This is a genomic window from Leucobacter sp. OLIS6, from assembly GCF_002752355.1.
GTDB lineage: Bacteria > Actinomycetota > Actinomycetes > Actinomycetales > Microbacteriaceae > Leucobacter.
Window position 1 is genome coordinate 457131 of sequence record NZ_MRAV01000014.1, and the last position, 26377, is coordinate 483507.

At 70.1% G+C, this 26377-nt stretch carries 22 protein-coding genes and 3 tRNA genes; 7 read left to right on the plus strand and 18 right to left on the minus strand.

The genetic code is table 11. The features are described from left to right. Window positions 1-53: 53 nt before the first annotated feature. Genes BMH31_RS12290 through ileS form a run of 3 tightly spaced genes read right to left on the minus strand, consistent with a single transcriptional unit; the run spans window position 54 to window position 5253 of the window. On the minus strand, window positions 54-530 hold the full coding sequence (locus tag BMH31_RS12290; protein WP_099724984.1) for a DUF4233 domain-containing protein: 477 nt from the start codon (window positions 528-530) through the stop codon (window positions 54-56). After that, window positions 527-1876 carry a folylpolyglutamate synthase/dihydrofolate synthase family protein gene (locus tag BMH31_RS12295; RefSeq protein WP_099724983.1) on the minus strand — a complete coding sequence of 450 codons (1350 nt, stop codon included), beginning with the start codon at window positions 1874-1876 and terminating at the stop codon, window positions 527-529. Before BMH31_RS12295 ends, BMH31_RS12290 begins: the two co-directional genes overlap by 4 nt. Further along, window positions 1873-5253: an isoleucine--tRNA ligase gene (gene ileS / locus BMH31_RS12300; protein ID WP_099724982.1), complete on the minus strand. Its 3381-nt coding sequence runs from the start codon at window positions 5251-5253 to the stop codon at window positions 1873-1875. Before ileS ends, BMH31_RS12295 begins: the two co-directional genes overlap by 4 nt. A gap of 339 nt (window positions 5254-5592) precedes the next feature. Here ileS and BMH31_RS12305 point away from each other — a divergent pair, with 339 nt between their 5' ends. The 5 genes from BMH31_RS12305 (at window position 5593) to BMH31_RS12325 (ending at window position 10381) form a co-directional block, all read left to right on the plus strand. Continuing rightward, entirely contained in the window at window positions 5593-6066 is a 474-nt protein-coding gene (locus tag BMH31_RS12305; RefSeq protein WP_241898274.1) for a GyrI-like domain-containing protein, read from the plus strand. A 54-nt stretch (window positions 6067-6120) separates the two neighbouring features. Further along, on the plus strand, window positions 6121-6726 hold the full coding sequence (locus BMH31_RS12310) for a TetR family transcriptional regulator (RefSeq protein WP_099724980.1): 606 nt from the start codon (window positions 6121-6123) through the stop codon (window positions 6724-6726). 227 nt (window positions 6727-6953) lie between these two features. Next, window positions 6954-9545, plus strand: coding sequence for a valine--tRNA ligase (gene valS, locus BMH31_RS12315; protein WP_099724979.1), 2592 nt, complete (start codon window positions 6954-6956; stop codon window positions 9543-9545). Window positions 9546-9573: 28 nt separating this feature from the next. Next, window positions 9574-9819, plus strand: coding sequence for a Fe-S oxidoreductase (locus tag BMH31_RS12320; protein ID WP_099724978.1), 246 nt, complete (start codon window positions 9574-9576; stop codon window positions 9817-9819). A 73-nt stretch (window positions 9820-9892) separates the two neighbouring features. Further along, window positions 9893-10381 carry a hypothetical protein gene (locus BMH31_RS12325; RefSeq protein WP_099724977.1) on the plus strand — a complete coding sequence of 163 codons (489 nt, stop codon included), beginning with the start codon at window positions 9893-9895 and terminating at the stop codon, window positions 10379-10381. Between the two features lie 25 nt (window positions 10382-10406). On the opposite strand, the gene clpX is transcribed toward BMH31_RS12325, so the two are convergent. From clpX to recO, 14 genes are all read right to left on the minus strand, one after another. Next, the gene (gene clpX / locus BMH31_RS12330; RefSeq protein ID WP_099724976.1) at window positions 10407-11681 is read right to left on the minus strand and encodes an ATP-dependent Clp protease ATP-binding subunit ClpX; all 1275 of its coding nucleotides are present in this window, start codon (window positions 11679-11681) and stop codon (window positions 10407-10409) included. 117 nt (window positions 11682-11798) lie between these two features. Further along, window positions 11799-12479, minus strand: coding sequence for an ATP-dependent Clp protease proteolytic subunit (locus BMH31_RS12335; protein ID WP_046456717.1), 681 nt, complete (start codon window positions 12477-12479; stop codon window positions 11799-11801). A gap of 25 nt (window positions 12480-12504) precedes the next feature. Further along, on the minus strand, window positions 12505-13089 hold the full coding sequence (locus BMH31_RS12340) for an ATP-dependent Clp protease proteolytic subunit (protein WP_046456718.1): 585 nt from the start codon (window positions 13087-13089) through the stop codon (window positions 12505-12507). A gap of 145 nt (window positions 13090-13234) precedes the next feature. Then, on the minus strand, window positions 13235-14731 hold the full coding sequence (gene tig / locus BMH31_RS12345; protein WP_099724975.1) for a trigger factor: 1497 nt from the start codon (window positions 14729-14731) through the stop codon (window positions 13235-13237). A gap of 66 nt (window positions 14732-14797) precedes the next feature. Beyond that, window positions 14798-14872: transfer RNA gene (locus tag BMH31_RS12350), tRNA-Pro, on the minus strand. A 180-nt stretch (window positions 14873-15052) separates the two neighbouring features. Then, a tRNA-Gly gene (locus tag BMH31_RS12355) sits at window positions 15053-15123 on the minus strand. Window positions 15124-15212: 89 nt separating this feature from the next. Continuing rightward, the gene (locus BMH31_RS12360; RefSeq protein WP_099750233.1) at window positions 15213-15794 is read right to left on the minus strand and encodes a gamma carbonic anhydrase family protein; all 582 of its coding nucleotides are present in this window, start codon (window positions 15792-15794) and stop codon (window positions 15213-15215) included. A 149-nt stretch (window positions 15795-15943) separates the two neighbouring features. Beyond that, window positions 15944-16016, minus strand: a tRNA-Asn gene (locus BMH31_RS12365). Window positions 16017-16107: 91 nt separating this feature from the next. Beyond that, a complete protein-coding gene (locus BMH31_RS12370; RefSeq protein ID WP_099724973.1) occupies window positions 16108-16956 on the minus strand; it encodes an ATP-binding cassette domain-containing protein in 849 nt (282 codons plus the stop codon). A gap of 67 nt (window positions 16957-17023) precedes the next feature. Continuing rightward, window positions 17024-18907, minus strand: coding sequence for a DNA primase (gene dnaG / locus BMH31_RS12375; protein WP_099724972.1), 1884 nt, complete (start codon window positions 18905-18907; stop codon window positions 17024-17026). 30 nt (window positions 18908-18937) lie between these two features. Continuing rightward, a complete protein-coding gene (locus BMH31_RS12380) occupies window positions 18938-20191 on the minus strand; it encodes a deoxyguanosinetriphosphate triphosphohydrolase (protein WP_241898275.1) in 1254 nt (417 codons plus the stop codon). Next, entirely contained in the window at window positions 20184-21374 is a 1191-nt protein-coding gene (gene dusB / locus BMH31_RS12385; protein WP_099724970.1) for a tRNA dihydrouridine synthase DusB, read from the minus strand. Before dusB ends, BMH31_RS12380 begins: the two co-directional genes overlap by 8 nt. Before the next feature lie 38 nt (window positions 21375-21412). Then, the gene (locus BMH31_RS12390) at window positions 21413-22198 is read right to left on the minus strand and encodes an isoprenyl transferase (protein ID WP_099724969.1); all 786 of its coding nucleotides are present in this window, start codon (window positions 22196-22198) and stop codon (window positions 21413-21415) included. A gap of 21 nt (window positions 22199-22219) precedes the next feature. Further along, on the minus strand, window positions 22220-22954 hold the full coding sequence (gene recO / locus BMH31_RS12395; RefSeq protein WP_099724968.1) for a DNA repair protein RecO: 735 nt from the start codon (window positions 22952-22954) through the stop codon (window positions 22220-22222). Window positions 22955-23001: 47 nt separating this feature from the next. Here recO and BMH31_RS12400 point away from each other — a divergent pair, with 47 nt between their 5' ends. Together BMH31_RS12400 and BMH31_RS12405 are read left to right on the plus strand one after the other, a co-directional pair. Further along, window positions 23002-23751 (plus strand): TRIC cation channel family protein, encoded by a 750-nt coding sequence (locus BMH31_RS12400; RefSeq protein ID WP_099724967.1) that lies wholly within the window; start codon window positions 23002-23004, stop codon window positions 23749-23751. A 60-nt stretch (window positions 23752-23811) separates the two neighbouring features. Next, window positions 23812-25752, plus strand: coding sequence for a primary-amine oxidase (locus BMH31_RS12405; RefSeq protein ID WP_099724966.1), 1941 nt, complete (start codon window positions 23812-23814; stop codon window positions 25750-25752). 13 nt (window positions 25753-25765) lie between these two features. Here BMH31_RS12405 and ruvC read toward each other — a convergent pair whose 3' ends face one another. Then, window positions 25766-26362, minus strand: a complete 597-nt coding sequence (gene ruvC / locus BMH31_RS12410) for a crossover junction endodeoxyribonuclease RuvC (protein ID WP_099724965.1) — start codon at window positions 26360-26362, stop codon at window positions 25766-25768. Window positions 26363-26377: the final 15 nt, after the last annotated feature.

A 26377-nucleotide genomic window follows, 5' to 3' on the forward strand; every position in this document is an offset into this window, starting at 1 on the left:
GTCTCCTTCGATCAGAACGGAATACGGAAAACAAGTGTAGTGAGCGGACGCGGCTAGTTCTGGGCGTCCTGGGACGCCAGCCAGGCCTCGCGCCCGCGGTCGATCTGCGCGCCGCGGACCATGCAGAAGATCCACAGGGCCAGGAACACGATGCTCACGATCAGACTCATCGGCATGATGACGGCGACCGCCAGCATGAGCGCGTGCACCCCCCAGCCGATCTTGATGCCGAGCCCGCCGCGCATGCAGGCCAGGGCGACGATGATCACGACGCACAGCCCGATGCCGATGTAGATGCCGAGCTCCCGCGGCTCCAGCAGGGACAGTCCGAACACTGTCATCCCCATGAGGAAGACGATGATCAGCTCGAATCCGAGCACGATGGACGCCAGCGCCCGCTGGGTCGACTGACGACCGCTGCGCGCGCCCGAGACGCGCATCGCGGAGTTGTGCGCGAGCGTCTCCGAAGGCGACAGCTGCAGTTCTTCGCCGTCCTCGGCGGAGGCGCCGCGGATCTTGCGCGGGCTCATGCGATCCCCCAGCCCTCATCCCGCGAATACGCGATCGCTTCGCCGGCGAGCATGACCGATCCGGTCACGAGCACGCCGCGGGTCTCGCCCTCCTCGACCGTCGACGCCCAGGCGCGGGCCGCGTCGAGCGCGTCGGGCAGGCGCTCCTCGACCTCGACCGGCAGCCCGGGCAGCGCGGTCGCCGCCAGCTCGGCGAGCCGGTCGGCGTCGATGGCGCGGGGCGAATCCACCGTGGTGAGGATCACGCGGGAGGCGAGCGGAGCCAGCGCGGCGAGCACGCCGGCGGCGTCCTTCTCACCGAGCACGCCGACGACCAGCGCCACCTCGGAGAACCGGAACGACTCGACGAAGCCTCGCGCGAGCGCCTCCGCGCCGTGCGGGTTGTGCGCGGCGTCGACCACGACCGAGGGGTCGGTACCGATCAGCTGGAGGCGGCCGGGCGAGGTCAGCTGGCCGAGTCCCTCGTCGAGCACTTCCTCGGGCACCGGCCGTTCGCCGCCGAGGAAAGCCTCGACGGCGGCGATGGCGAGCGCCACGTTCTCGGCCTGGTGGCCGCCGAACAGCGGGACGAACGCGGGATCGTAGGCGTTGCCGGTCGCGCCGACCACGTCGATCTGGCGTCCGCCGACGGCGAGCCGGTCGTCGGCGAGGCGGAAATCGCGGCCCTGCACGAGCACGCGCGAACCGGTGCGCTCGGCGGCGGCTTCGATCGCGGTGAGCGCAGCCGGATCCTGCGCGGCCGACACGACCGTGCTGCCCGGTTTGATGATCCCGGCCTTCGTCTGCGCGATGGTCGCGATGTCCGGGCCCAGGATCGCGGTGTGGTCGAGCGCGATCGGTGTGAACACGGCGACCTGGGCGTCGACGATGTTGGTCGCATCCCACTCGCCGCCCATGCCGACCTCGATCACGGCGACATCGACGGGGGCATCGGCGAACGCGGTGAACGCGAGCACCGCGAGCGCCTCGAAGAACGTGATCGGTCCCTGGCCAGCGGCCTCGAGCTCGGCGTCGACGACCTCGAGCGGCAGCTGCAGTTCACCCCAGGCCTCTGCGAGCCGCTCGCCGCCAATGGGCGATCCATCGACCTGGAAGCGCTCGGTGAAGTCCACGAGGTGCGGGCTCGTGAAGAGCCCCGTACGCAGGCCGTGCGCGCGCAGCAGCGACTCCACCGCGCGGCTCGTCGAGGTCTTGCCGTTGGTGCCCGCGATCTGCACGACGGGGAACGAGAGCTGCGGCGAACCGGCCAGCTCGGCGAGCCGGCGCACCGGCTCGATGCGGGGGCGCGGGTTCGCCTCGCCCACGCGGCCGAGCAGCGCGTCGTAGACCTCTTCTGCGGCGCTCATCGGGCGTCCTCCTCCTCGGGCGCGTCGAGCCCGGTCGTGTCGATCGTGATGATGAGCGGAGCCTTGTCCGTGCCGAGAGCCTTCGCGCCGGTCACGAAGACGCCGTCGCCGGGAGACCGGATGTCGTCGACGATCGCGTCGATCCCGATCGCCTCCTGCACCGCGAAGCCGGCCGCGAGCGTCTCCGCCGCGATCAGCCCACCGTGGGTCCGGAGCGCGTCCACGTGAGCGGGCTCCGCGTTCAGCGCGAGCACGATGCGATCGCTCACGTCGAGGCCGGCGTTCTTGCGCGCCTCCTGCACGGCGCGGATCGCGTCGCGGGCGATGCCCTCGGCCTCGAGCTCCGGCGTCGTGTCGGTGCGCAGCAGCACGAAGCCGCCGCCCTGGAGCAGCGCGAGCGCCGTCGACCCGTCGGCGCCATCGCCGGCGGAGAGCGTCAGTTCGTACTCCCCCGGCTCGAGCGCGATGCCGCCCGCGGTCACGACGCCGTCGGTCTCGGACCAGTCGCCCGACTTCGCACCGCGGATCGCCTGCTGCACGTTCTTGCCGATGCGCGGACCCGCCGCGCGGGCGTTGACGGCGAGCGTGTGCACGATCCCGTGCTCGGCAGCGCTCTCGGCCGTCTGCTCGACGAGGGTCACCTGCTTGACGTTGAGCTCCTCGCGCAGGATCTCGGCGAACGGCTGCAGCGCCTCCGGCCGCGCGCTCACGACGGTGAGCTCCGAGAGCGGCAGGCGGACCCGCAGACGGCGGGCCTTGCGCAGTGCGAGCGCCTGCGAGGTGATCTGACGGACCTCGTCCATCGCGACGATCAGCTCGTCGTCAGCGGGGAACTCCGCGGCGTCCGGCCAGTCCGCGAGGTGCACCGAGCGGCCGCCGGTGAGGCCGCGCCAGATCTCCTCGGTGACGAGGGGCGCCATGGGCGCCGCGACGCGCGCGACGGTTTCGAGCACGGTGAACAGGGTGTCGAAGGCCTGACGGTTCGACTCCTTGCCGTTCTCCCCGTGCGTGCCCTCCCAGAAGCGGTCCCGCGAGCGGCGCACGTACCAGTTGGTCAGCGTCTCGGCGAAGTCGCGCAGGGTCTCGGCCGCGCTCGTCGTGTCGAGCCCGTCGAGGTGCGCCTCGACCTCGCGCACCAGGCGTCCGGTCTTGGCCAGGATGTAGCGGTCCAGCGGATCGCTCGAGTCGGTGCGGCGCTCCGCCTCGATCCCGTCCGCGTTCGCGTAGAGGCTGAAGAAGTAGTAGGAGTTCCAGAGCGGCAGGATGAACTGGCGAACGCCCTCGCGAATCCCTTCCTCGGTCACGACGAGGTTGCCGCCGCGGACCACCGGCGAGGCCATGAGGAACCAGCGCATCGCATCGGAGCCGTCGCGGTCGAACACCTCGTTCACGTCGGGGTAGTTGCGCAGCGACTTCGACATCTTGTTGCCGTCGGAGCCGAGCACGATGCCGTGGCTGATCACGTTCTTGAACGCGGGGCGATCGAAGAGCGCGGTCGCGAGCACGTGCTGCAGGTAGAACCAGCCGCGCGTCTGCCCGATGTACTCGACGATGAAGTCGGCGGGCTGGTGCGTGTCGAACCACTCGCGGTTCTCGAACGGGTAGTGCGCCTGCGCGAACGGCATCGAGCCCGAGTCGAACCAGACGTCGAACACGTCCTCGATCCGGCGCATGGTGCTCGCGCCGGAGGGATCGTCGGGGTTCGGCCGGGTCAGCGAGTCGATGTACGGGCGGTGCAGGTCGACCTCGCCCTGCTCGTTGCGCGGCAGCTCGCCGAAGTCGGCCTCGAGCTCGGCGAGCGAGCCGTAGACGTCGACGCGCGGGTGCTCGGGATCGTCGCTCTTCCACACCGGGATCGGGCTGCCCCAGTAGCGGTTGCGGCTGATCGACCAGTCCCGGGCGCCCTCGAGCCACTTGCCGAACTGGCCGTGCTTGACGTTCTCGGGGACCCAGGTGATCTGCTCGTTGACCTCGAGCATGCGCTGCTTGATGTCGGTGACGCGCACGAACCAGCTGGAGACCGCCTTGTAGATCAGCGGGTTCCGGCAGCGCCAGCAGTGCGGGTAGGAGTGCTCGTAGCTCGCCTCTCGCAGCAGGCGGCCGTTCTGCTTGAGCAGACGGATCAGCGGGCGGTTGGCATCCATCCAGAGCTCGCCGGCCACGTCGGTGACCGCCTTGATGAAGCGGCCGCCGTCGTCGACGGAGACGATGACGGGCATGCCGGCCTCGGCGGTGATGCGGTAGTCGTCCTCGCCGTACGCCGGCGCCTGGTGCACGATGCCGGTACCGTCGGTGGTCGAGACGTAGTCGTCGACGAGCACGCGCCAGTACCGCGCGGTGCCCCACACCTCGGAGTCGGCGAAGTAGTCGAAGAGCCGCGCGTACTCGATCTCGGCGAGCTCAGCGCCCGGCACCGTGCGCTCGACGGCCGCGTTCACGGCCTCGGCGGATTCGTAGCCGAGATCCTTCGCGTGGTTGCCGACGAGGTCGACCGCCAGCAGGTAGCGGGCCTCGCCCGCCGCCCCGCCGTCGGCGCCGCCCGCAGGGCCCGCGGGCACGACGGCGTAGGAGATCTCCGGTCCGACTGCGAGGGCCGCGTTCGTGGGCAGGGTCCAGGGCGTCGTGGTCCAGGCGAGCGCGCGCACGCCGTCGAGACCGAGCTCGGCCGCGCGCTCTCCCATGAAGGGGAAGGTCACGGTCACCGAGGGGTCCTGGCGCATCTGGTAGACGTCGTCGTCCATGCGCAGCTCGTGGTTCGAGAGCGGGGTCTCGTCGCGCCAGCAGTAGGGCAGGATCCGGGAGCCCTCGTAGGCGAGGCCCTTCTCGTGCAGCTGCTTGAACGCCCAGAGCACGCTCTCCATGTACCCGAGGTCGAGGGTCTTGTACCCATGCTCGAAGTCGACCCAGCGCGCCTGGCGGGTGACGTAGTCCTCCCACTCGCGCGTGTACTGCAGCACGGCATCGCGGGCCTTCGCGTTGAACGCGGCGATGCCCATCTCCTCGATCTGGCGCTTCTCGGTGATGCCGAGCTGCTTCATCGCCTCGAGCTCGGCGGGCAGGCCGTGGGTGTCCCACCCGAAGCGGCGCTCCACCTTCTTGCCCCGCATGGTCTGGAAGCGGGGGAAGACGTCCTTGGCATAGCCGGTGAGCAGGTGGCCGTAGTGCGGCAGGCCGTTGGCGAAGGGCGGGCCGTCGTTGAAGACCCACTCGGCTTCGCCCTCACGGCGTCGGATCGACTCGCGGAAAGTGTCGTCGGCCTTCCAGAAGGCGAGCACGCGCTGCTCGACCTCGGGAAGTCGCGGGGATGGCGATACTTCGGCTGCTGCACCGTTCGGCTGCTGCGCGGCGTCGCCGGTCGACTGCTTCGGATACGTCATGTTCGGGGCCCTCGTGCGTGTCCGTGCGCGTACGGCTGCTGTCGCCTACGTGCACTGTTCCGACGCCGGGACGAGCGCTGCGCTTCGCAGCTCCCGCGGTACCACCCCGCTTGTCGAACCGCGCTGCGAGCAGCGCGGTTCGGCCTCTTCGTTCGGCTGTGACGGGCCGTTCCCGTTCGGTTCTAGTGGACCTCGCGCGCCGAAGCGCTCTCGACCGTTCTTCCGAAGGCTCCCCGGTGATGGCCGGATCGACGCCTGTGCGCTCGATTCTACCGGATCGCGATGACCCGGGATAGCATCGCAGCATCCAGGTCGATGCCGATTCCCAGGAGGCCGCCAGTGTCCGCACCCGCCGATCAGCCCGACGTCGTCGATCAGCCCGAGCAGCATCTCGCGGTCGTCCGGGATCGCGTCGCGTTCGCGGACATCCCCGCGCTCTACGATCGGGCGTATCCGGCGATCTTCGACGCCCTCGGCGCGGCGGGCATCGCCCCGAGCGCACCGCCGATGGGCGTCGTGCACGGTTCCCCTGACGGCGCCCTCGATCTCTCGGTCGCCGTGCCGGTCGCGGAGCCTTTCGCGGGCGACGGCGAAGTCGCCTCCGAGACCATCGCGGCCGGACGGGTCGCGACGCTGCTGGTGCGCGGCGACTATTCGCAGATCGGGTCGGCCTACCAGCGGCTGTTCGAGTGGGCCGTGGCCCAGGGACTCGAAGCGACCGGCCTCGCGTGGGAGCAGTATCTGACGGAGCCGAAGCCGGGCGGGGACCCGGCCGAGAACGAGACCCTCGTCGCGATCCAGCTCGCCGGCTGAGGCGCGCTCCACCCGTCGCGCTGCCGAACGGGTTCCGCACGGGATACTGGAGGGGTGAACGCCTCCCTCAGCACCCCCGCTCGCGGCCGGCCGCGAGCCTCCAGCCGCGCCGTCCTCGAAGAGGCGGCGTCCGAACTCTTCCTGGAGCAGGAGTACGCCCGCACGAGCGTCGATCAGATCGCGCGCCGCGCCGGGGTGAGCCGAGGCACCTTCTTCAACTACTTCGCGAGCAAGGCCGACGTGTTCTGGGGCGACGTCGACGCGCAGCTCGATCGGCTTCCCGGGCTGCTCGGCGCCTCCGATTCCGAGCCCGCCGACGCCATCGACGCCGCGTTCACCGAGATGGCACGGAACTTCGGCCCCGACCGTGTGCCCTGGATCCTCAACCATTTCGAGGCGATCGGTTCGCCCGACGAAGTCCTCGCCGCGGCGACGCGCCGCGTCACCCGAGCCGCGGAGGCACTGCGCGTCTTCGTCGCCGAACGCACGGACGCCCACCCGCAGGACCTCGGCGTCGCCCTGACCGTCAACACCGCGCTCGCGCTCATGCTCTCCGCGGTGCAGTCCTGGATCGCGGCGGGACCGAGCCGCGGAGGCCTGGACGGACACCTCGCGCTCGTTGCCGCGATGCGCCGGAAGGCCAGCGCAGACGCGTCCTGACCCGGCACCTGGGGTGAGCGGGGCCCGCCTTGCGCCGGATTTCGGGCTTCCGCCGGATCCCTGCACCGCTCTCATCCGGCGGAAGCCCGATATCCGGCGGACGGGACGCGCCTTTCGATAGACTGAAGGCACACACCATCAGGCACCAGCGCGGTCGCGTCGATCGCGCGCAGACACGGTGCCGCCCACATCGACCCCGACCTCGCGTCGAGACACGGAGCCACCGCATGAGCGCGATCCCCGACAAGCCGGCACTCGAAGGCCTCGAAACCAAGTGGGGCGCGAGCTGGGAGGCCGAGGGCACCTACCGCTTCCCGCGCGAGGGGGCCGAGCGCAGCGAGGTCTACAGCATCGACACCCCGCCGCCCACGGCATCGGGTTCGCTGCACGTCGGGCACGTCTTCTCGTACACGCACACCGACACCGTCGCGCGCTTCCAGCGCATGCGCGGCAAGCGCGTCTTCTACCCGATGGGCTGGGACGACAACGGCCTGCCCACCGAGCGTCGCGTGCAGAACTACTACGGCGTGCGCTGCGATCCGTCCCTCCCCTACGTCGAGGACTTCGTGCCGCCGCACGAGGGCGGCGACGGCAAGAGCGTGAAGGCAGCCGACCAGCAGCCGATCTCGCGCCGCAACTTCATCGAGCTGTGCGAGCGCCTCACGGTCGAGGACGAGAAGCAGTTCGAGGACCTGTGGCGTACGCTCGGCCTCTCGGTCGACTGGACGCAGAGCTACCGCACCATCGGCACCGACTCGATCCGCGCATCGCAGCTCGCCTTCCTCGGCAACATCGAGCGCGGCGAGGCCTACCAGGCCCAGGCCCCCACCCTCTGGGACGTCACCTTCCGCACCGCGGTCGCGCAGGCCGAGCTCGAGGACCGCGAGCAGCCCAGCGCCTACCACACGCTCGCGTTCCACCGCACGGACGGCGAGGGCGACATCCTCATCGACACCACGCGCCCCGAACTGCTCGCCGCCTGCGTCGCGCTCGTCGCGCACCCCGACGACGAGCGCTACCAGCCGCTCTTCGGCACCACGGTGCGCACCCCGATCTTCGGCGTCGAGGTGCCGATCGTCGCGCACCACCTGGCACAGCAGGACAAGGGCACCGGCATCGCCATGATCTGCACCTTCGGCGACGTGACCGACGTCGTCTGGTGGCGCGAGCTCAATCTGCCGAACCGCGCGATCCTCGGCTTCGACGGCCGCGTGCTCGCGGAGGCCCCCGAGGCCATCACCAGCGAGGCCGGACTCGACGCCTACGCCCAGATCGCGGGCAAGACCGTGTTCAGCGCAAAGCAGACCATGGTCGAGCTGCTGCAGGCCTCCGGCGAGCTGCAGGGCGAGATCCGCAAGATCTCCCACCCCGTCAAGTTCTTCGAGAAGGGCGACAAGCCGCTCGAGATCGTCTCGACCCGCCAGTGGTACATCACGAACGGCGCGCGCGACGAGGGCCTGCGCGAGCGCCTGCTCGCCCACGGTCGCGAGCTCGAGTGGCACCCCGACTTCATGCGGGTGCGCTATGAGAACTGGGTCGAAGGCCTGTCGGGCGACTGGCTGATCTCGCGCCAGCGCTTCTTCGGCGTGCCGATCCCGGTCTGGTACCCGCTCGATGCCGAGGGCAACCCGGTGTTCGACCAGCCGATCGTCGCCACGAAGGAGCAGCTCCCCGTCGACCCGTCGAGCGACGTGCCCGCGGGCTACGACGCCACGCAGCGCGGCCAGGCCGGCGGCTTCGTCGGCGAGGTCGACGTCATGGACACCTGGGCGACCTCGTCGCTCACCCCGCAGCTCGCGGGCGGCTGGGAGCGCGATCCCGAGCTCTTCGACCTCGTCTTCCCGTTCAGCCTCCGCCCCCAGGGCCAGGACATCATCCGCACCTGGCTCTTCTCGACGCTGCTGCGTTCCGAGCTCGAGTCGGGGCAGCTCCCCTGGCAGCACGCCGGCATCTCGGGCTGGATCCTGGATCCCGACCGCAAGAAGATGTCGAAGTCGAAGGGCAACGTCGTCACCCCGCTCGGCATGCTCGAGCAGCACGGCGCCGACGCGGTCCGGTACTGGGCGTCGTCCGCGAAGCTCGGCACCGACGCGGCCTTCGATCCGCAGAATCCGACCCAGATCAAGATCGGCCGCCGCCTCGCGATCAAGCTGCTCAACGCGGCGAAGTTCACGCTCTCGTTCGACGCCACCGGTGCCGGCACCGTGACCGAAGCGCTCGACCGCTCGATGCTCGCGTCGCTCGCGACCGTGATCGAGGACGCGACCCGCGCGTTCGAGGCGTACGACCACGCTCGCGCGCTCGAGATCACCGAGTCGTTCTTCTGGACCTTCTGCGACGACTACCTCGAACTCGTCAAGGAGCGCGCGCACGCCGGCAGCGGCCAGCCGCAGGCTTCCGCGGTCACCGCGCTGCGCTTCGCCCTCTCGGCGTTCATCCGCCTGCTGGCGCCGTTCCTGCCCTACGCGACCGAAGAGACGTGGTCGTGGTTCAACGAGGGTTCGGTGCACGTCGCCGCGTGGCCGCAGGCCGCCGAAGCGTCGGAGCCCGCGGGCCCCGACGCCGACCCCGGCCTGCTCGGACTTGTCGGCTCGGCGCTCGTCGGTATCCGCGGCGCCAAGACGGCCGCGAAGGCATCGCAGAAGACGCCGGTCGAGCTCGCGGTCGTCCAGACGCCCGCGGCCGACCGCGACCGCTTGCAGCTCGCCGCCGACGACCTGAGCAAGGTCGGGCGCATCGCCGAGCTCCGCATCGAAGCGGCCGAGGTCGACGCTCCGACCGTCGCCGAGATCCGCCTCGAGGCTCCGGCCGAGGCCTGAGCCGGGACCGCACGGGAAGGTCGGCAGCATGCAGCTCGGGACGCGTTGGCAGGTGGGGCAGCCCCCGCACGCCAGCGTCCCGAGCGCGCTGCTGCCCCTGATCGCCGCGGCCGAGCAGCAGCATCCCGAGGCGTCCGCGTGGACGCTGACCTGGCTCGAGGGGCGCCCTCGGTGCGCCCTCGACGACCTGCTGCTCGTCACCCTCGACGGCACCGAGTCGCTCGGTGCCGTCGAGGACGCGCACGACGAAGACGACGACGATTGGTTGAGCTGAGCATCGCATGAGGCCTTCGACTCCCCCCGCAACGCGCCGTCCGGTCGGCGCCCGCCGCGTGGCCGCTGCGGCCATGGCAGTGCTGTGCCTATCGGTTCCGCTCGCGTTCACCGCGTGCGCACCCGAGCCCGGCGCGGGCGGGGCCTCGCAGGACAAGCCCGGCAACAGCAGCACGAAGGGCGGCGGCGACTCTTCGGGGTCGAGCTGGTCGAAGCCGAAGCACGAGCCCGACATCACCAAGCAGAAGACCCTGCCGAAGGGGTTCCCGACGGAAGCGTTCGCCGTGCCGAAGGGCGCGACGATCGACGATGCGGGTGAGCGCGGTCCCGGTGTCTGGTTCGTCGTCCTATCGACGAAGGACCGCGCCGCGGCGGATGCGCTGTGGGCCGAGGTGATCTCGACGAATGGCTTCGCTGAACAGGATGCGGCCGAAACGCCGGAGGGCGGCCGCTCAGCGACCCTGTCGAATACACGGTTGACCGTTCAGGCGCTGACCCTGCCGAGCGAGGGCGGCGCCGTGCTGCTCAGCTACGATCTCTCGACTCCGCCGCCGTCCGAATAGGACCCCGGCCGCGGGAGGCAGGGCCTCAGGCCGTGCGCTCCCCGCCCGTCGCCGCGCGCAGCACTCGAGGTGCAGCTTCGCCCGTGACGGATTCCCGGGTGACGACGACCTTCGCGATCGATTCGTCGGAAGGTGCATCGAACATGACCGGCCCGAGGACGCCCTCGAGGATCGCGCGCAGGCCGCGCGCGCCCGTCTTGCGCTCGACCGCGAGCTCGGAGATCGCCTCGAGCGCGGCGTCCTCGAACTCGAGTCCGACCCCGTCGAGCTCGAACATGCGCTGATACTGCTTGACCAGGGCATTCTTCGGTTCCGTCAGGATGCGCGTGAGCGCGGAGACGTCGAGCGGATCGACGGTCGCGACGACCGGCAGACGACCGATGAACTCGGGGATGAGACCGAACTTGTGCAGGTCTTCGGGCAGGAGCTCGGCGAACAGCTCGGAGTCGTCACGCTTGCTCGACAGCGGTGCGCCGAAGCCGATGCCGCCCTTGCCGACGCGCGACGCCACGATCTCTTCGAGGCCGGCGAAGGCGCCCGCCACGATGAAGAGCACGTTGGTCGTGTCGATCTGGATGAATTCCTGGTTCGGGTGCTTGCGGCCGCCCTGCGGCGGCACCGACGCCACCGTGCCCTCCAGGATCTTGAGGAGCGCCTGCTGCACGCCCTCGCCCGACACATCGCGCGTGATCGAGGGGTTCTCGGCCTTGCGGGCGATCTTGTCGATCTCGTCGATGTAGATGATGCCCGTCTCGGCGCGCTGCACGTCGAAATCCGCCGCCTGGAGCAGCTTGAGGAGGATGTTCTCGACGTCTTCGCCGACGTACCCCGCCTCGGTCAGCGCGGTGGCGTCGGCCACCGCGAACGGTACGCCGAGCTGGCGCGCGAGGGACTGCGCGAGATAGGTCTTACCGCAACCGGTGGGACCGACCATGAGGATGTTGGACTTGGCGATCTCGACCTGTTCGGCGGCGGCTTCGGCGCTCGTGAGCTTCTGCGCCGCGCGCACCCGCTTGTAGTGGTTGTAGACCGCAACCGCGAGCGACTGCTTGGCACGATCCTGACCGATCACGTACTGGTCGAGGAAGTCGGAGATCTCGCGCGGCTTGTGCAGCGTGAACTCGGGCGACTCGGGCGCGGCCGACTCGGCCATGCGCTCCTCGATGATCTCGTTGCAGAGACCGACGCACTCGTCGCAGATATAGATCTGCGGACCCGCGATCAGCTGCTGGACCTGCTTCTGCGATTTCCCGCAGAAAGAGCACTTCAGCAGGTCGCTGCTCTCGCCGATCTTCGCCATGCGACGTCCCCTTTCGGATCGGTGTGGTTCGATGTTCTCGAGCCTAACCCGCACTACCGACATTGCCGCCGGAGGCACGCCGCGGCCCGACGCCGGTGGCGTCGGGCCGCGGGACGGTCAGGAACCGAGCACTGCCTGCGGGTTCTTCCGGCTGGTGAGCACCTGGTCGACCAGACCGTACTCGAGTGCCTCGTCGGCGCTCAGGATCTTGTCGCGATCGATGTCCTGGTGCACCTGCTCGGGCGTGCGGTTGGAGTGCTTCGAGAGCGTCTCCTCCAGCCACTCACGCATGCGCATGATCTCGCGCGCCTGGATCTCGATGTCCGAGGCCTGGCCGTGGCCGCCCTGGCCCGAGGAGGGCTGGTGGATCAGCACTCGTGCGTTCGGCAGCGCGAGCCGCTTGCCGGGCGTGCCGCCCGCGAGCAGGACCGCGGCAGCCGAGGCCGCCTGACCGAGGCAGACCGTCTGCACGTGCGGGCGGATGTACTGCATCGTGTCGTAGATCGCCGTCATCGCGGTGAACGAGCCACCGGGAGAGTTGATGTACATGGTGATGTCGCGCTCGGTGTCCTGGCTCTCGAGGACGAGCAGCTGGGCCATGACGTCATCGGCCGACGCGTCGTCCACCTGCACGCCGAGGAAGATGATGCGATCCTCGAACAGCTTGGCGTAGGGGTCCTGCCGCTTGTAGCCGTAGGCCGTGCGCTCCTCGAAGGAGGGCAGCACGTAGCGGGACTCGGGCATGAGCAGACCGGAGCCGCCGGCCTGCGGCAGAGAAGGCATCTGCGGGGTGTTCATTGAAGTTCTCTCCTGGTTCCGCTGGCTACTTGCTGGTTCCGCCGCCGCCGACCACGTCGGAGGCCGAATCGCGGATGAAGTCGACGAAGCCGTACTCGAGCGCCTCGTCGGCGGTGAACCAGCGGTCGCGGTCGCCGTCGGCGTTGATCTGCTCGACCGTCTTGCCGGTCTGGGAGGCGGTGATCTCGGCCAGGCGGTTCTTCATCGAGGTGATGAGCTGCGCCTGGGTCTGGATGTCGCTCGCCGTGCCTCCGAAGCCGCCGTGCGGCTGGTGCAGGAGCACGCGGGCGTTCGGCGTAATGTAGCGCTTGCCCTTGGTGCCGGCGGTCAGCAGGAACTGGCCCATCGACGCCGCCATGCCGATGCCGACGGTGACGATGTCGTTCGGCACGAAGCTCATCGTGTCGTAGATCGCCATGCCGGCGGTGATCGAACCGCCGGGCGAGTTGATGTAGAGGTAGATGTCGGCCTCGGGATCCTCGGCGGCGAGCAGCAGGATCTTCGCGCAGATCTCGTTCGCGTTGTCGTCGCGGACCTCGGACCCCAGCCAGATGATCCGATCCTTGAGCAGGCGCTCGAACACGCTGTTCGGCGTCGTCTGTTCTGCCATGCGTGGCTCCATTCGATCTCGTGTGATTCGAGGCTACCGACTCGCGGGCCCGTCGACGCCCATGTTCGCCCTGGGCACACAGGTGGAAACGCAGAGGATCCCCGGTCCGCAGACCGGGGATCCTCGTAGCGTGCGGTGCGTCGCCTTACTCGGCGGCGGCCTCCGCAGCGGCCTTCTTCGCGGCGCGGGTCGCAGCGGCCTTCTTGGCGGCTGCCGAACGAGCGGCCTTCTTGGCCTCCTCGTCGTCATCGCCCGCGGCCTCGGCGGCCTTCTTGGCCGGAGCCTTCTTCGCCGGAGCCTTCTTGGCGGCCGGCTTCTTCTCCTCGGCGGGGGCCTCGGCCTCGTCAGCCGAGTCCTCGCCGTTGTCGACCGCGGTGAACTCGGTCAGATCCACGGCGTTGCCGTCCTGGTCGACGACCTCGGCCTTGGCGAGGGCGATCGCGAGCGCCTTGTTGCGGGTGACCTCGGCGACGATGATGCCCATCTGACCGCCCTGGCTGAGCGCCTGGATGAACTGACCGGGCTCCATGCCGTACTGCTGAGCCGACTGGAAGATGTACTGCGAGAGCTCGGCCTCGGTCGGGGTGACCTCTTCCGCCTCGACGATCGCGTCGAGCAGGAGCTGCAGCTGGAGCTGCTTCTCCGAGGACTCGCGGACCTCTGCGCGGTGCTCGTCGTCCTCGAGACGTCCTTCGCCCTCGAGGTGGCGGTGCACCTCGTCCTCGACGAGCTCCTCCGAGATCGGGATCCCGGCCTGCTCGATGAGGGTCTCGGTGAAGAGATCGCGCGCCTGGCGGCCCTGCGCGAACACGGCGGCCTGGGCGACCTGCTCGGCGAGGCTCTCGCGGAGCTCCGCGACGGTGTCGAACTCGCTGGCGAGCTGCGCGAAATCGTCGTCCGCCTCGGCGAGCTTGCGCTCCTTGACGGCGGTGACGGTCACGGCGACCTCTGCGTCCTGGCCCTCGTACTCGCCGCCGAGCAGCTGCGAGGTGAAGGTGGTGGACTCACCGGCGGTGAGGGTGTCGATCGCCTCGTCGAGCCCGACGAGCATGTTGCCCGCGCCGACCTCGTAGGAGACGCCCTGGGCCTGGTCGACCTCGGTGCCGTCGATGGTGGCGGTCAGGTCGATCTCGACGAAGTCGCCCTTCGCGGCGGCGCGCTCGACGGTCTCGAGGGTGCCGAAGCGCTCGCGGAGCTTGTCCAGCTCGGCGTCGACCGCGTCGTCGCCGACCTCGGCGTTGTCGACGGTCAGCTTGAGGCCGTCGTACTTGGGGACGGTGAACTCGGGCCGGACCTCGACCTCGAACGCGAGCACGACCTCGCTCTTCGGGTCCTTCAGGTCGATCCACTGCTCGACATCGGCGGTCGGGCGGCCCATGGGGCGCACGTCGGACTCGGCGACGGCGGCCTGGTAGAACTCGTCGAGCGACGAGTTGACGGCCTGCTCGACGACGGCCTCGCGGCCGACGCGCTGGTCGATGATCGGCGCGGGGACCTTGCCCTTGCGGAAGCCGGGGATCGACACCTGCTCCGAGATGGTCTTGTAGGCGCCCTTGAGGTGCGGCTCGAGCTCGTCCATGGTGAGCGCGACCGTCAGCTTGACTCGGGTCGGCGTGAGCTTCTCAGCGTTCGTCTTCGGCAATTTGGCCTCTCAGTGATCGGATTCGTACGCAGCTAGCGGCGTGGTCGGACTCTGTGCAGGTCCGAGTCGGGGCGACAGGATTCGAACCTGCGACCTCCCGCTCCCAAAGCGGGCGCTCTAGCCAAGCTGAGCTACGCCCCGAAACCCGCGGGTTCCGGGTGACCGCGGCCCAGTTCTCGCGCACGCGAGAGCGTGCGCGAGTACGGCTGTGCGGACAACCGCAGGCAAGTCTAGCCGAAAACACGTGCGGGATCGCCCGAAACGACGAGAGCCCCGCTTTCGCGGGGCTCTCGTGCGACCCGGATCGACCGGGCGGAACAGAGGGGATGACGGGAATCGAACCCGCGTAATCAGTTTGGAAGACTGAGGCTCTACCATTGAGCTACATCCCCGTGGTCGGGGCGTTCACCGCGACCGAGGCGTGCCGAAGCACTCGACCGATACTAGTGCACTTCAGCCACCGATCGGAAACCGTGGCGTGTCATTCGGCTCGCGCAGCCGGATTCCCGGGCGCGGCGAGCAGCGCGGCGACCGCCTCCCGATGCGCAGCGGTGTGACCGATGTAGATCTCCGCGTTGCGTCGCACGCTCTCGCGCTCGGAGTCGGTGAGCTCCCGCACGACCCGAGCCGGGACCCCGGCGACGAGCGAGTTCGGCGGGATGATCCGGCCCTGCGGCACGAGCGCGCCGGCCGCGACCAGGGATCCCTCCCCCACGACCGCTCCGCTCAGCACCGTCGCGTTCATGCCGATGAGACAGCCGTCCTCCACCGTCGCGGCGTGCACGACCGCGTTGTGCCCCACCGAGACGCGATCCCCGATCACCGCGCCGTGCGCGGCCTCGGTGTGCACGGCCACGCCGTCCTGGAAGTTGCTGTCGCGTCCGACCGAGATCGAGTTGGAGTCGCCGCGGAGCACGGCGTTGTACCAGACGCTGCTGCCGGGCCCGAGGGTGACGGCTCCGACGACGACCGCGCCCGGCGCGATCCAGGCGGAATCGTGGATCCGCGGCGCGCGCTCGGGATCCAGGGCGATGACGGTTCCGGTGCGTTCGACACTGCTCACGGGTGATCCCTCTCTGCGCGGGTCGGCGGCGACGGCGCGACTCGATCCTACGGGCGCGCGGCGGGTATCGCGCGAAGAACCCGGCGAGGACATTGGCCGATCGCAGATACGACGAAACCCCCACCCGGTGCGGGTGGGGGTTTCTCTTGCTCCCCCGGCTGGGCTCGAACCAGCGACATCCTGATTAACAGTCAAGCGCTCTGCCAACTGAGCTACAGGGGATCATTGCCGAAGCAACCCCTCTAGCTTACCCAGCGTCTCGCTCGCAGTGCAAATCCTGGCCGCCTCCGCGCGCCGCCCGGGCGCGCCCGCCCTACTCGTCGGCGATCTCGTCGTAGGCGGTCGCACGGAGCGCCTGCGCGAGCTGCTGCACGTAGACGTGATCGGCCTGGCGGAAGATCGCATTGATGTCGTCGTGGCCGACCACTCGGCCCTGCTGCATGACGAGCACATCCTGCACGAGCGCCTCGAGCATGCCGATGTCGTGACTGATCAGCACGAGGGTCGCGCTGCTGCGCTCGCGATACCAGCGGAGCAGGTCCACGATCCGCGGTCGGCTGTTCGCGTCGACGCCGAGCGTCGGCTCGTCGGCGACGAGCACGGGCGGGTTCAGCATGAGCGACCGCATCACGGCCACGCGCTGCCGCTGCCCCTTCGAGAGCTCGTACGGGTACTCCTGCAGCTTGCTCAGCGGCAACCCGACGATGTCCATCATCTCGGCGACCACGGCGCCGAGCTCGTCGCGGTCGAAGTCCTTGGTGCGCTCGACGATCGGCCCGAAGAGGATGTCTCCGACGTTCAGCTCGGGCGGCAGGGTGGCGCCCGCATCCTGCGCGAGGTGGCCGACGTAGGCCGTCAGCCGGGCGGCACCGCGCCGGTTGAGCCGCCGCATCGAGGTGCCGAGCACGTGGGCGTCGCCGCCCGTCGCTCGGATCCGCGCCGATTTGTCCCCCGTGTCCTTCGCCCGCCCCGCGAGGAAGCGCGCGAGCGTGGACTTGCCCGATCCGCTCTCGCCGAGCAGCGCGAGCACCTCGCCGCGCCGCACGTCGAAGCTGACGCCCTCGACCGCGTGGAACGAGCGGCCTCCGCCGTGAGCGGGATAGCTGAGCGAGAGATCGGAGACGTGGATCGCCGGATCCGCGTCGAGGTCGACGCCTGCCACGCAGGACTCCTTCCACCGGTGGATGTCGGTACTCGCAGCAGCCTACGGCACGCTCGTGCCCGCCCGGTCATTCCACGCGGAGACTGCGCCGAGCCGCCTCGAGCGCGACGAGCTGCTCCTGGATCCTGCGGGATCCGGCGTCGGCCGAATCGCCGATGCGCTGCATGCGGGCGACCAGCTCGCCCTTGAGGTTCAGCAGGTCGCGATCCAGCAGCGAGACCACCACGTCCTTCGCGTACGCGGCCAGCTGCTCCGCCTTGCGCTGCGGCATCGGCGCGAGCGCGAGCTCCCGCGCCAGATCGCGCAGGGCCTCGGGCGTCTGCTCGAGCACCTCGGCGAGCCAGCGGTCGGTGCCGAGCGCGGGCAGCGCGGCAGCGATCGCATCGCGCACACCGCGCAGTCGCGGTTCGTCGACCTGCGCGGTGACCGCCTGCGACAGCAGGTCGATGCCGACCGCCTCGCCCTGCTGCAGCATCGCCATGAGCGCGTCGCGCTCGAGCCAGACGCCCGGCGCGTTCGGCAGGCTCGCCAAGGAGATGCGGGGCGCCGCGGGCTCGGCCGGAGCACCGAAGCGATCGTTCGGATCCTGGCTCGCGCGCGGCTGCTCCTCGCGATCGTTCCCGCGCGACGGCGGTCGTGACTCCGCCGTGCGCACCGCGCGCTGCACCTCGCCGAGGTCGGAGCCGAGCATGCGCGCCAGTTCGCGCGCGTAGCCCGGCCGCATCGCGGGATCCTTGATCTCCGCCACGATCGGCGCCGCGGCCCGGAGCGCCGATACCCGGCCCTCGACGCTGTTGAGGTCGAAGCGCGAGACCGCCTGCCGCAGTGCGAACTCGAACAGCGGGGTCTTCCGGTCGAACAGCGAGACCACGGCCTCGTCGCCGCGATGCAGCCGCAGGTCGCAGGGGTCGAGCCCGTCGGGCGCGACCGCGACGTAGGTCTGCGCGGTGAAGCGCTTCTCCTCGCTGAAGGCGCGCAGCGCGGCCTTCTGCCCGGCCTCGTCGGGATCGAAGGTGAAGATCACCTCGGCCGCCGCATCATCGCCCATGACCCGGCGCAGCACCGAGATGTGCTCGCGTCCGAAGGCGGTGCCGCAGGTGGCGACCGCGGTCTCGATCCCGGCCAGGTGGCACGCCATCACGTCGGTGTAGCCCTCGACGACGACCGCGCGGTGCCCGCGCGAGATCGCGCGCTTGGCCAGGTCGAGACCGTAGAGCACCTGCGACTTGCGGTACACCGGGGTCTCGGGGGTGTTGAGGTACTTCGGGCCATTGTCGTCCTCGTAGAGCTTTCGGGCGCCGAAGCCGATCACCTGGCCGCTCGTGTCGCGGATCGGCCAGATGACCCGGCCGCGGAAGCGGTCGTAGACGCCGCGCTGCCCCTCGGAGACGAGCCCGGCCTGCGCGAGCTCCGCCGGGGTGTAGCCCTGCGCCTTCAGGTGGTCGGTCAGCCCGTCCCATCCGCGCGGCGCATAGCCGACGCCGAACCGGGTCGCGGCCTCGGCGTCGAATCCGCGCCCGTCGAGGAAGTCGCGCCCGGCCTTGCCCTCCTCGCTCGCCAGCTGCTCGACGAAGTACGCCGCGGCGGCCTGGTTGGCGGCGAGCAGGCGCGCCCGGTTCGGACCCTCCTCGCGGCGTCCACCGCCCTCCTCGTAGGTCAGCGCGTAGTGGATCCGCGCGGCCAGGCGTTCGACCGACTCGGTGAACGTCAGGTGGTCCATGCGCTGCAGGAACGTGATCGCGTCACCCGACTCGCCGCAGCCGAAGCAGTGGTAGTACCCGAGCGCCGGACGCACGTGGAAGCTGGGACTGCGCTCGTCGTGGAACGGGCAGAGCCCCTTCATCGAGTCGATGCCGCCGTTCTTCAGCGCGACGTAGTCGCCGACGAGGTCGGCCAGGTTCGTGCGGCGCTTCACCTCTTCGATGTCGCTCGCGCGGATCCGGCCTGCCATAGCTGCCCAGTCTAGTCGTCGTCCGCCGGGCTAGACGAGCGGCGCCGTGCAGAGCCGCTCGTACCAGGCGATCGCCGACTGGTCGGTGAGCGATGCCACCTGATCCACGATCGCGCGACGGGCCGCGGACTCGTCCTCGGCGGCCCGGAAGTCGGCCGCGTAGGCGGGCTCCAGCTCGTGCGCGCCCGACTCCCACAGCGTGTGCAGCAGTTCGGTGAGCAGCGCCCGCTGGCGCCGATACGTCGGCTGGCGCCGCCCGCTCTGCATCACGTACGCGGCGACCACGCCCTTGAGCACGGCGATCTCGGCGCTCACCTCGCGCGGTACGACCATGCGCGCCCCGTAGCGGGCGAGCGATCGGCCGTCGGCCTCGTCGACCGTGTCGCGGATCGCGGCGCGCGCGAACCGGCCGATCATGTCGCTGGTGAAGTTCTTCAACCGGGCCTGGTCCCTGCGGGACCCGTCCCAGCTGCGCAGCCAGTTGCCGCTCTCGGCCATCCGGTCGAACGCCGCGCCGAGCTCGTCCGCCGAGAAGTCGCCGCCGGCCCACTCCGAGACGGTCCGGATCAGCGCATCGTGGCCCGAGCGGGCCGTGAGGAACTGGGGATCGATGTGCTCCGACACGATCGCGTCCTCGAAGTCGTGGACCGAGTATGCGACGTCGTCGGAGAAGTCCATGATCTGGGCTTCGACGCACTTGCGCCGCTCGGGTGCCCCGAGCCTGAGCCAGTCGAAGACCGGCGCGTCGTCGGTGAAGTACCCGAACTTGGCGCTGCCGGGCGCGGCCTCCTGCAGTGCCCAGGGGTACTTGCAGCTGGCATCGAGCGTGGCGCGCGTGAGGTTCAGACCGACGCTCGACCCGTCGGGCGCGAAGCGCTTCGGCTCGAGACGGGTGAGGATCCGGAGCGTCTGCGCGTTGCCCTCGAAACCGCCGAAACCGCGCATCCACTCGTTCAGCGCGAGCTCCCCGTTGTGCCCGAAGGGCGGGTGTCCGAGATCGTGGGCCAGGCAGGCGGTGTCGACCACGTCCTGCGAGACGCCGAGGGAGACCGCGAGCTCGCGACCGATCTGGGCGACCTCGAGCGAGTGCGTCAGACGGTTGCGGGCGAAGTCGACGCCGGCCGTCGGGCTGAGCACCTGGGTCTTCGCGGCGAGCCGGCGCCAGCCGCTCGAGTGCAGCACGCGGGCACGGTCGCGAGCGAAGTCGCTGCGTCCGCCGCCGTGCTGCTCGGGGACGAAGCGCTCCTCGTCGAACTCGGAGTACCCGTTCGCCCGCTCACCCACCGGAATCGTCCCGCTCGGCCTCGGCCAGTTCGGCGAAGTCGATGCCGTCGCTCGTGCGGCTCTCGAGCCAGCGGTCCGGCAGCACGACGCGCTTGGGACTGCCCGCCCGGCCGCGCTGCCCCTCGGCGCCCTCGCCGGGGTACGGCATGGAGTCGTCCATCGTCGCGAAGATCTCGTCCATCTGCTCCAGCGATTCGACCGCCGCGAGCGCGCGGCGGGTATCGCCGCCGACGCCGTAGCCCTTGAAGTACCAGGCGACGTGCTTGCGGATATCGCGGCAGGCGCGATCCTCTTCGCCGTCGAAGAACTCGACGAGCAGCTCGGTGTGCCGGCGCATGGCCTGCATGACGAAACCGAGCGGCGGCTTCGCGATCGCAGCCTCCGCCGCCTCGCTCGAGATCTCGCCCTGCTCGGCGCGGAACGCGGCCGCCAGATCGCCGAACAGCCAGGGGCGACCGAGGCAGCCGCGGCCGACGACGACGCCGTCGCAGCCGGTCTCGCGCACCATGCGGATCGCGTCCTCGGCGGACCAGATGTCGCCGTTGCCGAGCACGGGGACGCTCGTGATCGCCTGCTTCAGCTCGGCGATCGCCGACCAGTCGGCGTGCCCCGAGTAGAACTCGTTGGCCGTGCGTCCGTGCAGGGCGATCGCCGCGACGCCCGCGTCCTCGGCGGTGCGCGCGGCGTCGAGGAACGTGAGGTGGTCGGCGTCGATGCCCTTGCGCATCTTCACCGTGAGGGGGATGTCGCCGGCGGCCTTGACGGCGCCCTCGACGATCGCCTTGAACAGGTCCTGCTTCCACGGCAGCGCGGATCCGCCGCCCTTGCGGGTCACTTTCGGCACCGGGCAGCCGAAGTTCAGGTCGATGTGGTCGGCGCGGTCCTCGGCGACGAGGAACTTCACGGCCTCGGAGACGGTCTTCGGATCCACCCCGTAGAGCTGGATCGAACGCGGCGTCTCGCTCTCGTGGTGCTTGATGAGGCGCATCGAGGCCGGGGTGCGTTCGACGAGCGCCCGGCTCGTGATCATCTCGCTCACGTAGAGCCCCGCACCGTACTCGCGGCAGAGCCGACGGAACGCCGTGTTGGTGATCCCGGCCATGGGCGCGAGCACCACCGGGACGTCGAGCGCGATCGGGCCGATGCGCAGCCGTTGATCGGTTGCGAGAGAGGAGGAAGTCATATCGGCTCCATTCTCTCACGACCCGCCCGGCCGGGCGGCTAGGTCCGTTTCGGGGCGTCCACCGCCCCGCCGAAGCGGCGATCCCGATCGTGGTAGATCCCGATCGCCCGCCAGAGCTCGGACCGGTCGAAGTCGGGCCACAGGGTGTCGAGGAACACCATCTCGGCGTACGCGGACTGCCAGAGCATGAAGTTGCTGGTGCGCTGCTCCCCCGACGAGCGCAGGAACAGGTCGACGTCCGGCAGCTCGGGCACGTAGAGGTAGCGCCCGATGGTGCGCTCGCTGATCCCGTGGGGCGAGAGCCGCCCGGTGGCGACGTCCTCGCCGATGCGGCGCATCGCGTCCACGAGCTCGTTGCGTCCGCCGTAGTTCACGCACATCGTGAGCGTCAACCCGGTGTTGTGCGCGGTGACCCGCTCGGCGGTCTTCAGCTCGCTGAGCACGGACCCCCAGAGCCGCGGCCGGCGGCCGGCCCAGCGCATGCGCACGTTCCAGGAGTGCAACTGCTCGCGCCGACGCCGCAGCACGTCGCGGTTGAACCCCATGAGGAATCGGACCTCGTCGGGCGAACGCCGCCAGTTCTCGGTCGAGAACGCGTAGACGCTCAGGTGCTTGACACCGGCCTGGATCGCGCCGGCCACCACGTCGAGCAGCGCTTGCTCGCCCATGCGGTGCCCCTCGACGCGGGGCAGACCGCGCTGGTTGGCCCAGCGCCCGTTGCCGTCCATGACGATCGCGACGTGCTCGGGCACGGGGCCCGCGAACCGGGGCGGCTGCTCGCCGGTCCAATCGACCGGCACGATCTCGTCGGGCACTCGCGGCATAGCGTTCAGTGTATCGAGCGTTCAGGCGACGGGATGCGCCGCGGCGCCGCGCAACGAGCGCAGCCCGCGCTCCAGGTGCCATTGCGTGTACGCGGCGACGATTCCGGCCGCCTGCCCGCGCTCGCGCTCGGTCGACGCGGTCGCCGTGTCCCAGTCCCCCGCGAGCAGCGCGGCGAGCAGGCGGATGGATCCCGGATCGAGCCGCGGCGCGCCGGGCACGCGGCAGTCCTCGCACACCACGCCGCCCAGCTGCACGACGACGAGAGTGTGCGGTCCCGCCGCTCCGCAGCGCACGCACTCCTCGAAGCCCGGCGACCAGCCGGCGATCGCCATGGCGCGCAGCAGGTAGCCGTCGCGCACGAGCTCGGTGGGTACCGTGCCCTGGGCGAGCGTGCGCAGCGCGCCGACGAGCAGCCCGTACTGCTGCGGCGCGGGCCCGCCCTCGCTCAGGCGCTCGGCCGTCTCGACCATGACGCTGCCCGCGCGGTACCGCTCGTAGTCGCTGCTGATCGGCGGCCCGTACGAGCCGAGCGTCTCGGCCTGGGTGATCGTGTCGAGGGTGCGGCCCTCGTAGCACTGCAGATCGGCGACCATGAAGGGCTCGAGCCGCGCCCCGAACTTCGACGAGGTGCGCCGGACCCCCTTCGCCACGGCGCGCAGCAGACCGCGTTCGCGCGTGAGCAGCGTCACGATCCGATCGGCTTCGCCGAGCTTGTGCGTGCGCAGCACGACGCCGACTTCGCGGTACAGGGGCATGCCTCAAGTATCCCGGATCCGGATGCGCGATCGGCGAGAATAGAGACGTGCTCGACCAGACCTTCCACACCCCGCTCGCCGCAGACCTCGTCGCGGTCGGCGTCGGCAGCCTGCAGGGCGCCCTGTTCGCCGCGGGCTTCAAGCGGATCGACCTGCTCGGCGTCGCGATCATCGGCATCGCCTCGGGCATCGGCGGCGGCTTCCTCCGCGACATCCTCCTGGGCGTGACTCCGGCGGCGTTCTCGATCAACTGGTACCTGATCGTCGCGACGGGCGCCGCGTTCATCGGCATGCTCCTGCCGCGCCTCTTCGAGCGCGTCGACCCGGTCATCACCGTGCTCGACGCGCTCAGCATCGGCATGTTCGGCGCGATCGGCACGACCAAGGCGCTGTCGCTCGACATGCCCGTGGTCCCGGCCCTCTTCATCGGCACCGTGTCGGCGGTCGGCGGCGGCGTGCTCCGTGACCTCATGCTCAACATCCCCATCGCTCTCATGCACGTGGGATCCCTCTACGCGGTCGCGAGCCTCGTCGGCGTCGGCGTGCTGGTCGTGCTGCTCGCGTTCGGGGTCCCCGTCGTCATCGCGGGGGTCGCCTGCGTCGCCGTGACCGCGGTGCTCCGCCTGCTCGCCGTCCGGTTCGGCTGGAGCCTGCCCGAGCAGCGCGCGCTCAGTCGATTGCGGCTGCGGCGCCAGCGCGAGGTGGAGCAGACCATCGAGGCGCTCAAGACGGGCACGATCCCGCTGCCCGAGATCCCGCCGAACCCGGACGATCTGCGGGGTCCCAGCGCGCGCTGAGCCGGGGTAGGCTGACGCGCAGGACGGCGCGACGGAGCGCCCGCCGAGAACGGAGCTGCGATGCGCCCTCATCCCCTCGACTCCCTGTCCGCCGAAGAGATCGCCGCGACCTCCGAGCTGCTCGCCCGCGAGCACGGGATCGATGCGGGCTGGCGCTACGCCTCCATCGTGCTCCGCGAACCGCCCAAGACCGAGGTCCGCGCCTGGCGCGAGGGCGATCCGATCGCGCGCCGCTCCTTCGCCGTGCTCTGGAACAAGGCGAGCAACGAGGTCTTCGAGGCGATCGTCGATCTCGGCGCCGGCATCGTCGAGAGCTGGGAGCACCGCCCGGGCGTCACGCCGAACTTCACCGTGGACGAGTACCACGACTGCGACGTCGCGCTGCGCGCCCACCCCGGCGTGCGCGCTGCGCTCGAGGGGCGCGGCATCGATCCCGAGCTCGTGCTCTTCGACCTCTGGACCTACGGTCACGAGGTCATGCCGCCGCAGTGGCGGGACCGACGGCTCGGCTGGGTCGACATCTGGAGGCGTGCAGCGACCGGCGGCAATCCCTACGCGCACCCCGTGAGCGGGCTCAAGGTGATCGTCGACGTGAACAGCATGGAGGTGCTGCAGATCGACGAGGCGCACGACCGGGGGTTCCCCGAGGTCGACGCGGAGTACACCCCCGAGCTGCGCGGCGAGCCCGAACGCACCGATCTGAAGCCGCTCGACATCGTGCAGGCCGAGGGCGTCTCGTTCGCGCTCGACGGATCCCTGCTGCGCTGGCAGGACTGGGAGTTCCGCATCGGTTTCAACTACCGCGAGGGCCCCGTGCTGTACCAGGTGCGGTTCAAGGACGGCGACGAGTACCGCGACATCGCATACCGGATGTCGCTCGCCGAGATGATCGTGCCGTACCGCGACTCGAGCTTCGACCACTACCGCCGCACGGCGTTCGACATCGGCGAGTGGGGCCTCGGCTACATGTGCACCTCGCTGGAGCTCGGATGCGACTGCCTCGGCGAGATCACGTACCTCGACGGTGTGCTGCCCGACACCGCAGGGCGTCCCCGGGTCACGAAGAACGCGATCTGTCTGCACGAGGAGGACGACGCCGTGCTGTGGAAGCACGTCGATCCCGATGCCGGCACCGAGGTGCGCCGCATGCGCCGCTTCGTGGTCTCGGTGCACGCGACGGTCGCCAACTACGAGTACCTCGTCTACTGGCGCTTCTATCCGGACGGCAACATCGAGTGCGAGATCCGGGCGACCGGGATCATGGTCTCGACTCCCATGGAGGACGAGGCCGCGACGTTCCCCACCGGCACCGTGATCGACCGTCGCAGTTACGCGCCCTTCCACCAGCACTTCCTGGTCGCGCGTCTCGACCTCGACATCGACGGCGAGGACAACACGGTCGTCGAGTCCGACTCGATGGCCGCGCCCATCGGCGACGCGAATCCGCTCGGCCTCGACCTGCACACGCGCGGCACGGTGATCACGTCGGAGGCCGAGGCCGGCCGCGACTACCGGTGGGAGACGCAGCGCTCCTGGAAGGTGCAGAACCCGAACCGCCTCAACGCCTGGGGCGCGCCCACCGCGTACAAGCTGGTGCCGTCGGCATCGTTCCCGGCGATGTTCGACGAGTCGTCGCCGATCCTGCGCCGCAACCCGGTGATCGGCAGCACCCTCTGGGTGACGCGGCAGCACGACCTCGAGATGTGGCCCGCCGGCGACTACCCGACGCAGTCGCACGATGACCTCGACAACGGCATGAGCGCCTGGATCGCCGACGACGAGAACCTCGTCGACGCCGACGTCGTGCTCTGGTACGTCTTCGGGATTCACCACATCACCCGCGCCGAGGACTGGCCGATCATGCCCGTCGACAAGGTCGCCTTCACGCTCAAGCCGTTCGGCTTCTTCGACCGGAACCCGTCGCTCGACGCGCCGCGATCACCGTCGAAGCACGGCGGCGGGAGCTGCTGCGCAGGCGGCGAATGCCACTGCGAGCACTGAGGTCCCGGCGGGTTCAGCCGCCGCGCGGGCCGCGACGGCGGCCCTGCCGGGACTCGGCCTCGCGCCAGGCGCGCTGCGCCGGTGTCTCGGCGGTTCCCGCGCCGGGCTGGCTCTCGGCGCGGCTCGCCGATCCGCCCCGCCCGAGGTGCCAGGCGTGCGTGATCGCGAGCGCCAGCGCATCGGCGGCGTCGGCGGGTTTCGGCGGCGCCTGCAGGCGCAGCAGCCGGGTGACCATCGTGGTGACCTGCGCCTTGTCGGCGCTGCCGTAGCCCGTCACCTGGGCCTTGACCTCGTTCGGCGTGTAGAGGGCGAGCGGGATCCCCCGCTGCTCCGCCAGGTACATGACGACGCCGCTGATCTGCGCGACGCCCATGACGCTCGCCACATTGTCCTGCGCGAACACGCGCTCGAGGGCGATCGCGTCGGGGCGCTCACCATCGAGCAGTCGCTCCAGGCTGGAGCCGAGCTTGTGCAGGCGTGCGGGCAACGGGTCGCCCGCGGCGCTCGTCAGCACCTCGACGTGCTCGAACTCCACCCGGCGATTGCCGCCGGCGGTGACGATGCCCACGCCGCACCTGGTCAGGCCCGGGTCGATCCCGATGATCCGCATGCACGTTCCTCTGGG

Bases quoted from the DNA above. Each gene is read 5' to 3' on its own strand.
- BMH31_RS12290 (WP_099724984.1), bottom strand. From the start codon at position 530: ATGAGCCCGCGCAAGATCCGCGGCGCCTCCGCCGAGGACGGCGAAGAA.
- BMH31_RS12295 (WP_099724983.1), bottom strand. From the start codon at position 1,876: ATGAGCGCCGCAGAAGAGGTCTACGACGCGCTGCTCGGCCGCGTGGGC.
- ileS (WP_099724982.1), bottom strand. From the start codon at position 5,253: ATGACGTATCCGAAGCAGTCGACCGGCGACGCCGCGCAGCAGCCGAAC.
- valS (WP_099724979.1), top strand. From the start codon at position 6,954: ATGAGCGCGATCCCCGACAAGCCGGCACTCGAAGGCCTCGAAACCAAG.
- BMH31_RS12320 (WP_099724978.1), top strand. From the start codon at position 9,574: ATGCAGCTCGGGACGCGTTGGCAGGTGGGGCAGCCCCCGCACGCCAGC.
- BMH31_RS12325 (WP_099724977.1), top strand. From the start codon at position 9,893: ATGGCAGTGCTGTGCCTATCGGTTCCGCTCGCGTTCACCGCGTGCGCA.
- clpX (WP_099724976.1), bottom strand. From the start codon at position 11,681: ATGGCGAAGATCGGCGAGAGCAGCGACCTGCTGAAGTGCTCTTTCTGC.
- BMH31_RS12335 (WP_046456717.1), bottom strand. From the start codon at position 12,479: ATGAACACCCCGCAGATGCCTTCTCTGCCGCAGGCCGGCGGCTCCGGT.
- BMH31_RS12340 (WP_046456718.1), bottom strand. From the start codon at position 13,089: ATGGCAGAACAGACGACGCCGAACAGCGTGTTCGAGCGCCTGCTCAAG.
- dnaG (WP_099724972.1), bottom strand. From the start codon at position 18,907: ATGGCAGGCCGGATCCGCGCGAGCGACATCGAAGAGGTGAAGCGCCGC.
- dusB (WP_099724970.1), bottom strand. From the start codon at position 21,374: ATGACTTCCTCCTCTCTCGCAACCGATCAACGGCTGCGCATCGGCCCG.
- BMH31_RS12390 (WP_099724969.1), bottom strand. From the start codon at position 22,198: ATGCCGCGAGTGCCCGACGAGATCGTGCCGGTCGATTGGACCGGCGAG.
- recO (WP_099724968.1), bottom strand. From the start codon at position 22,954: ATGCCCCTGTACCGCGAAGTCGGCGTCGTGCTGCGCACGCACAAGCTC.
- BMH31_RS12405 (WP_099724966.1), top strand. From the start codon at position 23,812: ATGCGCCCTCATCCCCTCGACTCCCTGTCCGCCGAAGAGATCGCCGCG.
- ruvC (WP_099724965.1), bottom strand. From the start codon at position 26,362: ATGCGGATCATCGGGATCGACCCGGGCCTGACCAGGTGCGGCGTGGGC.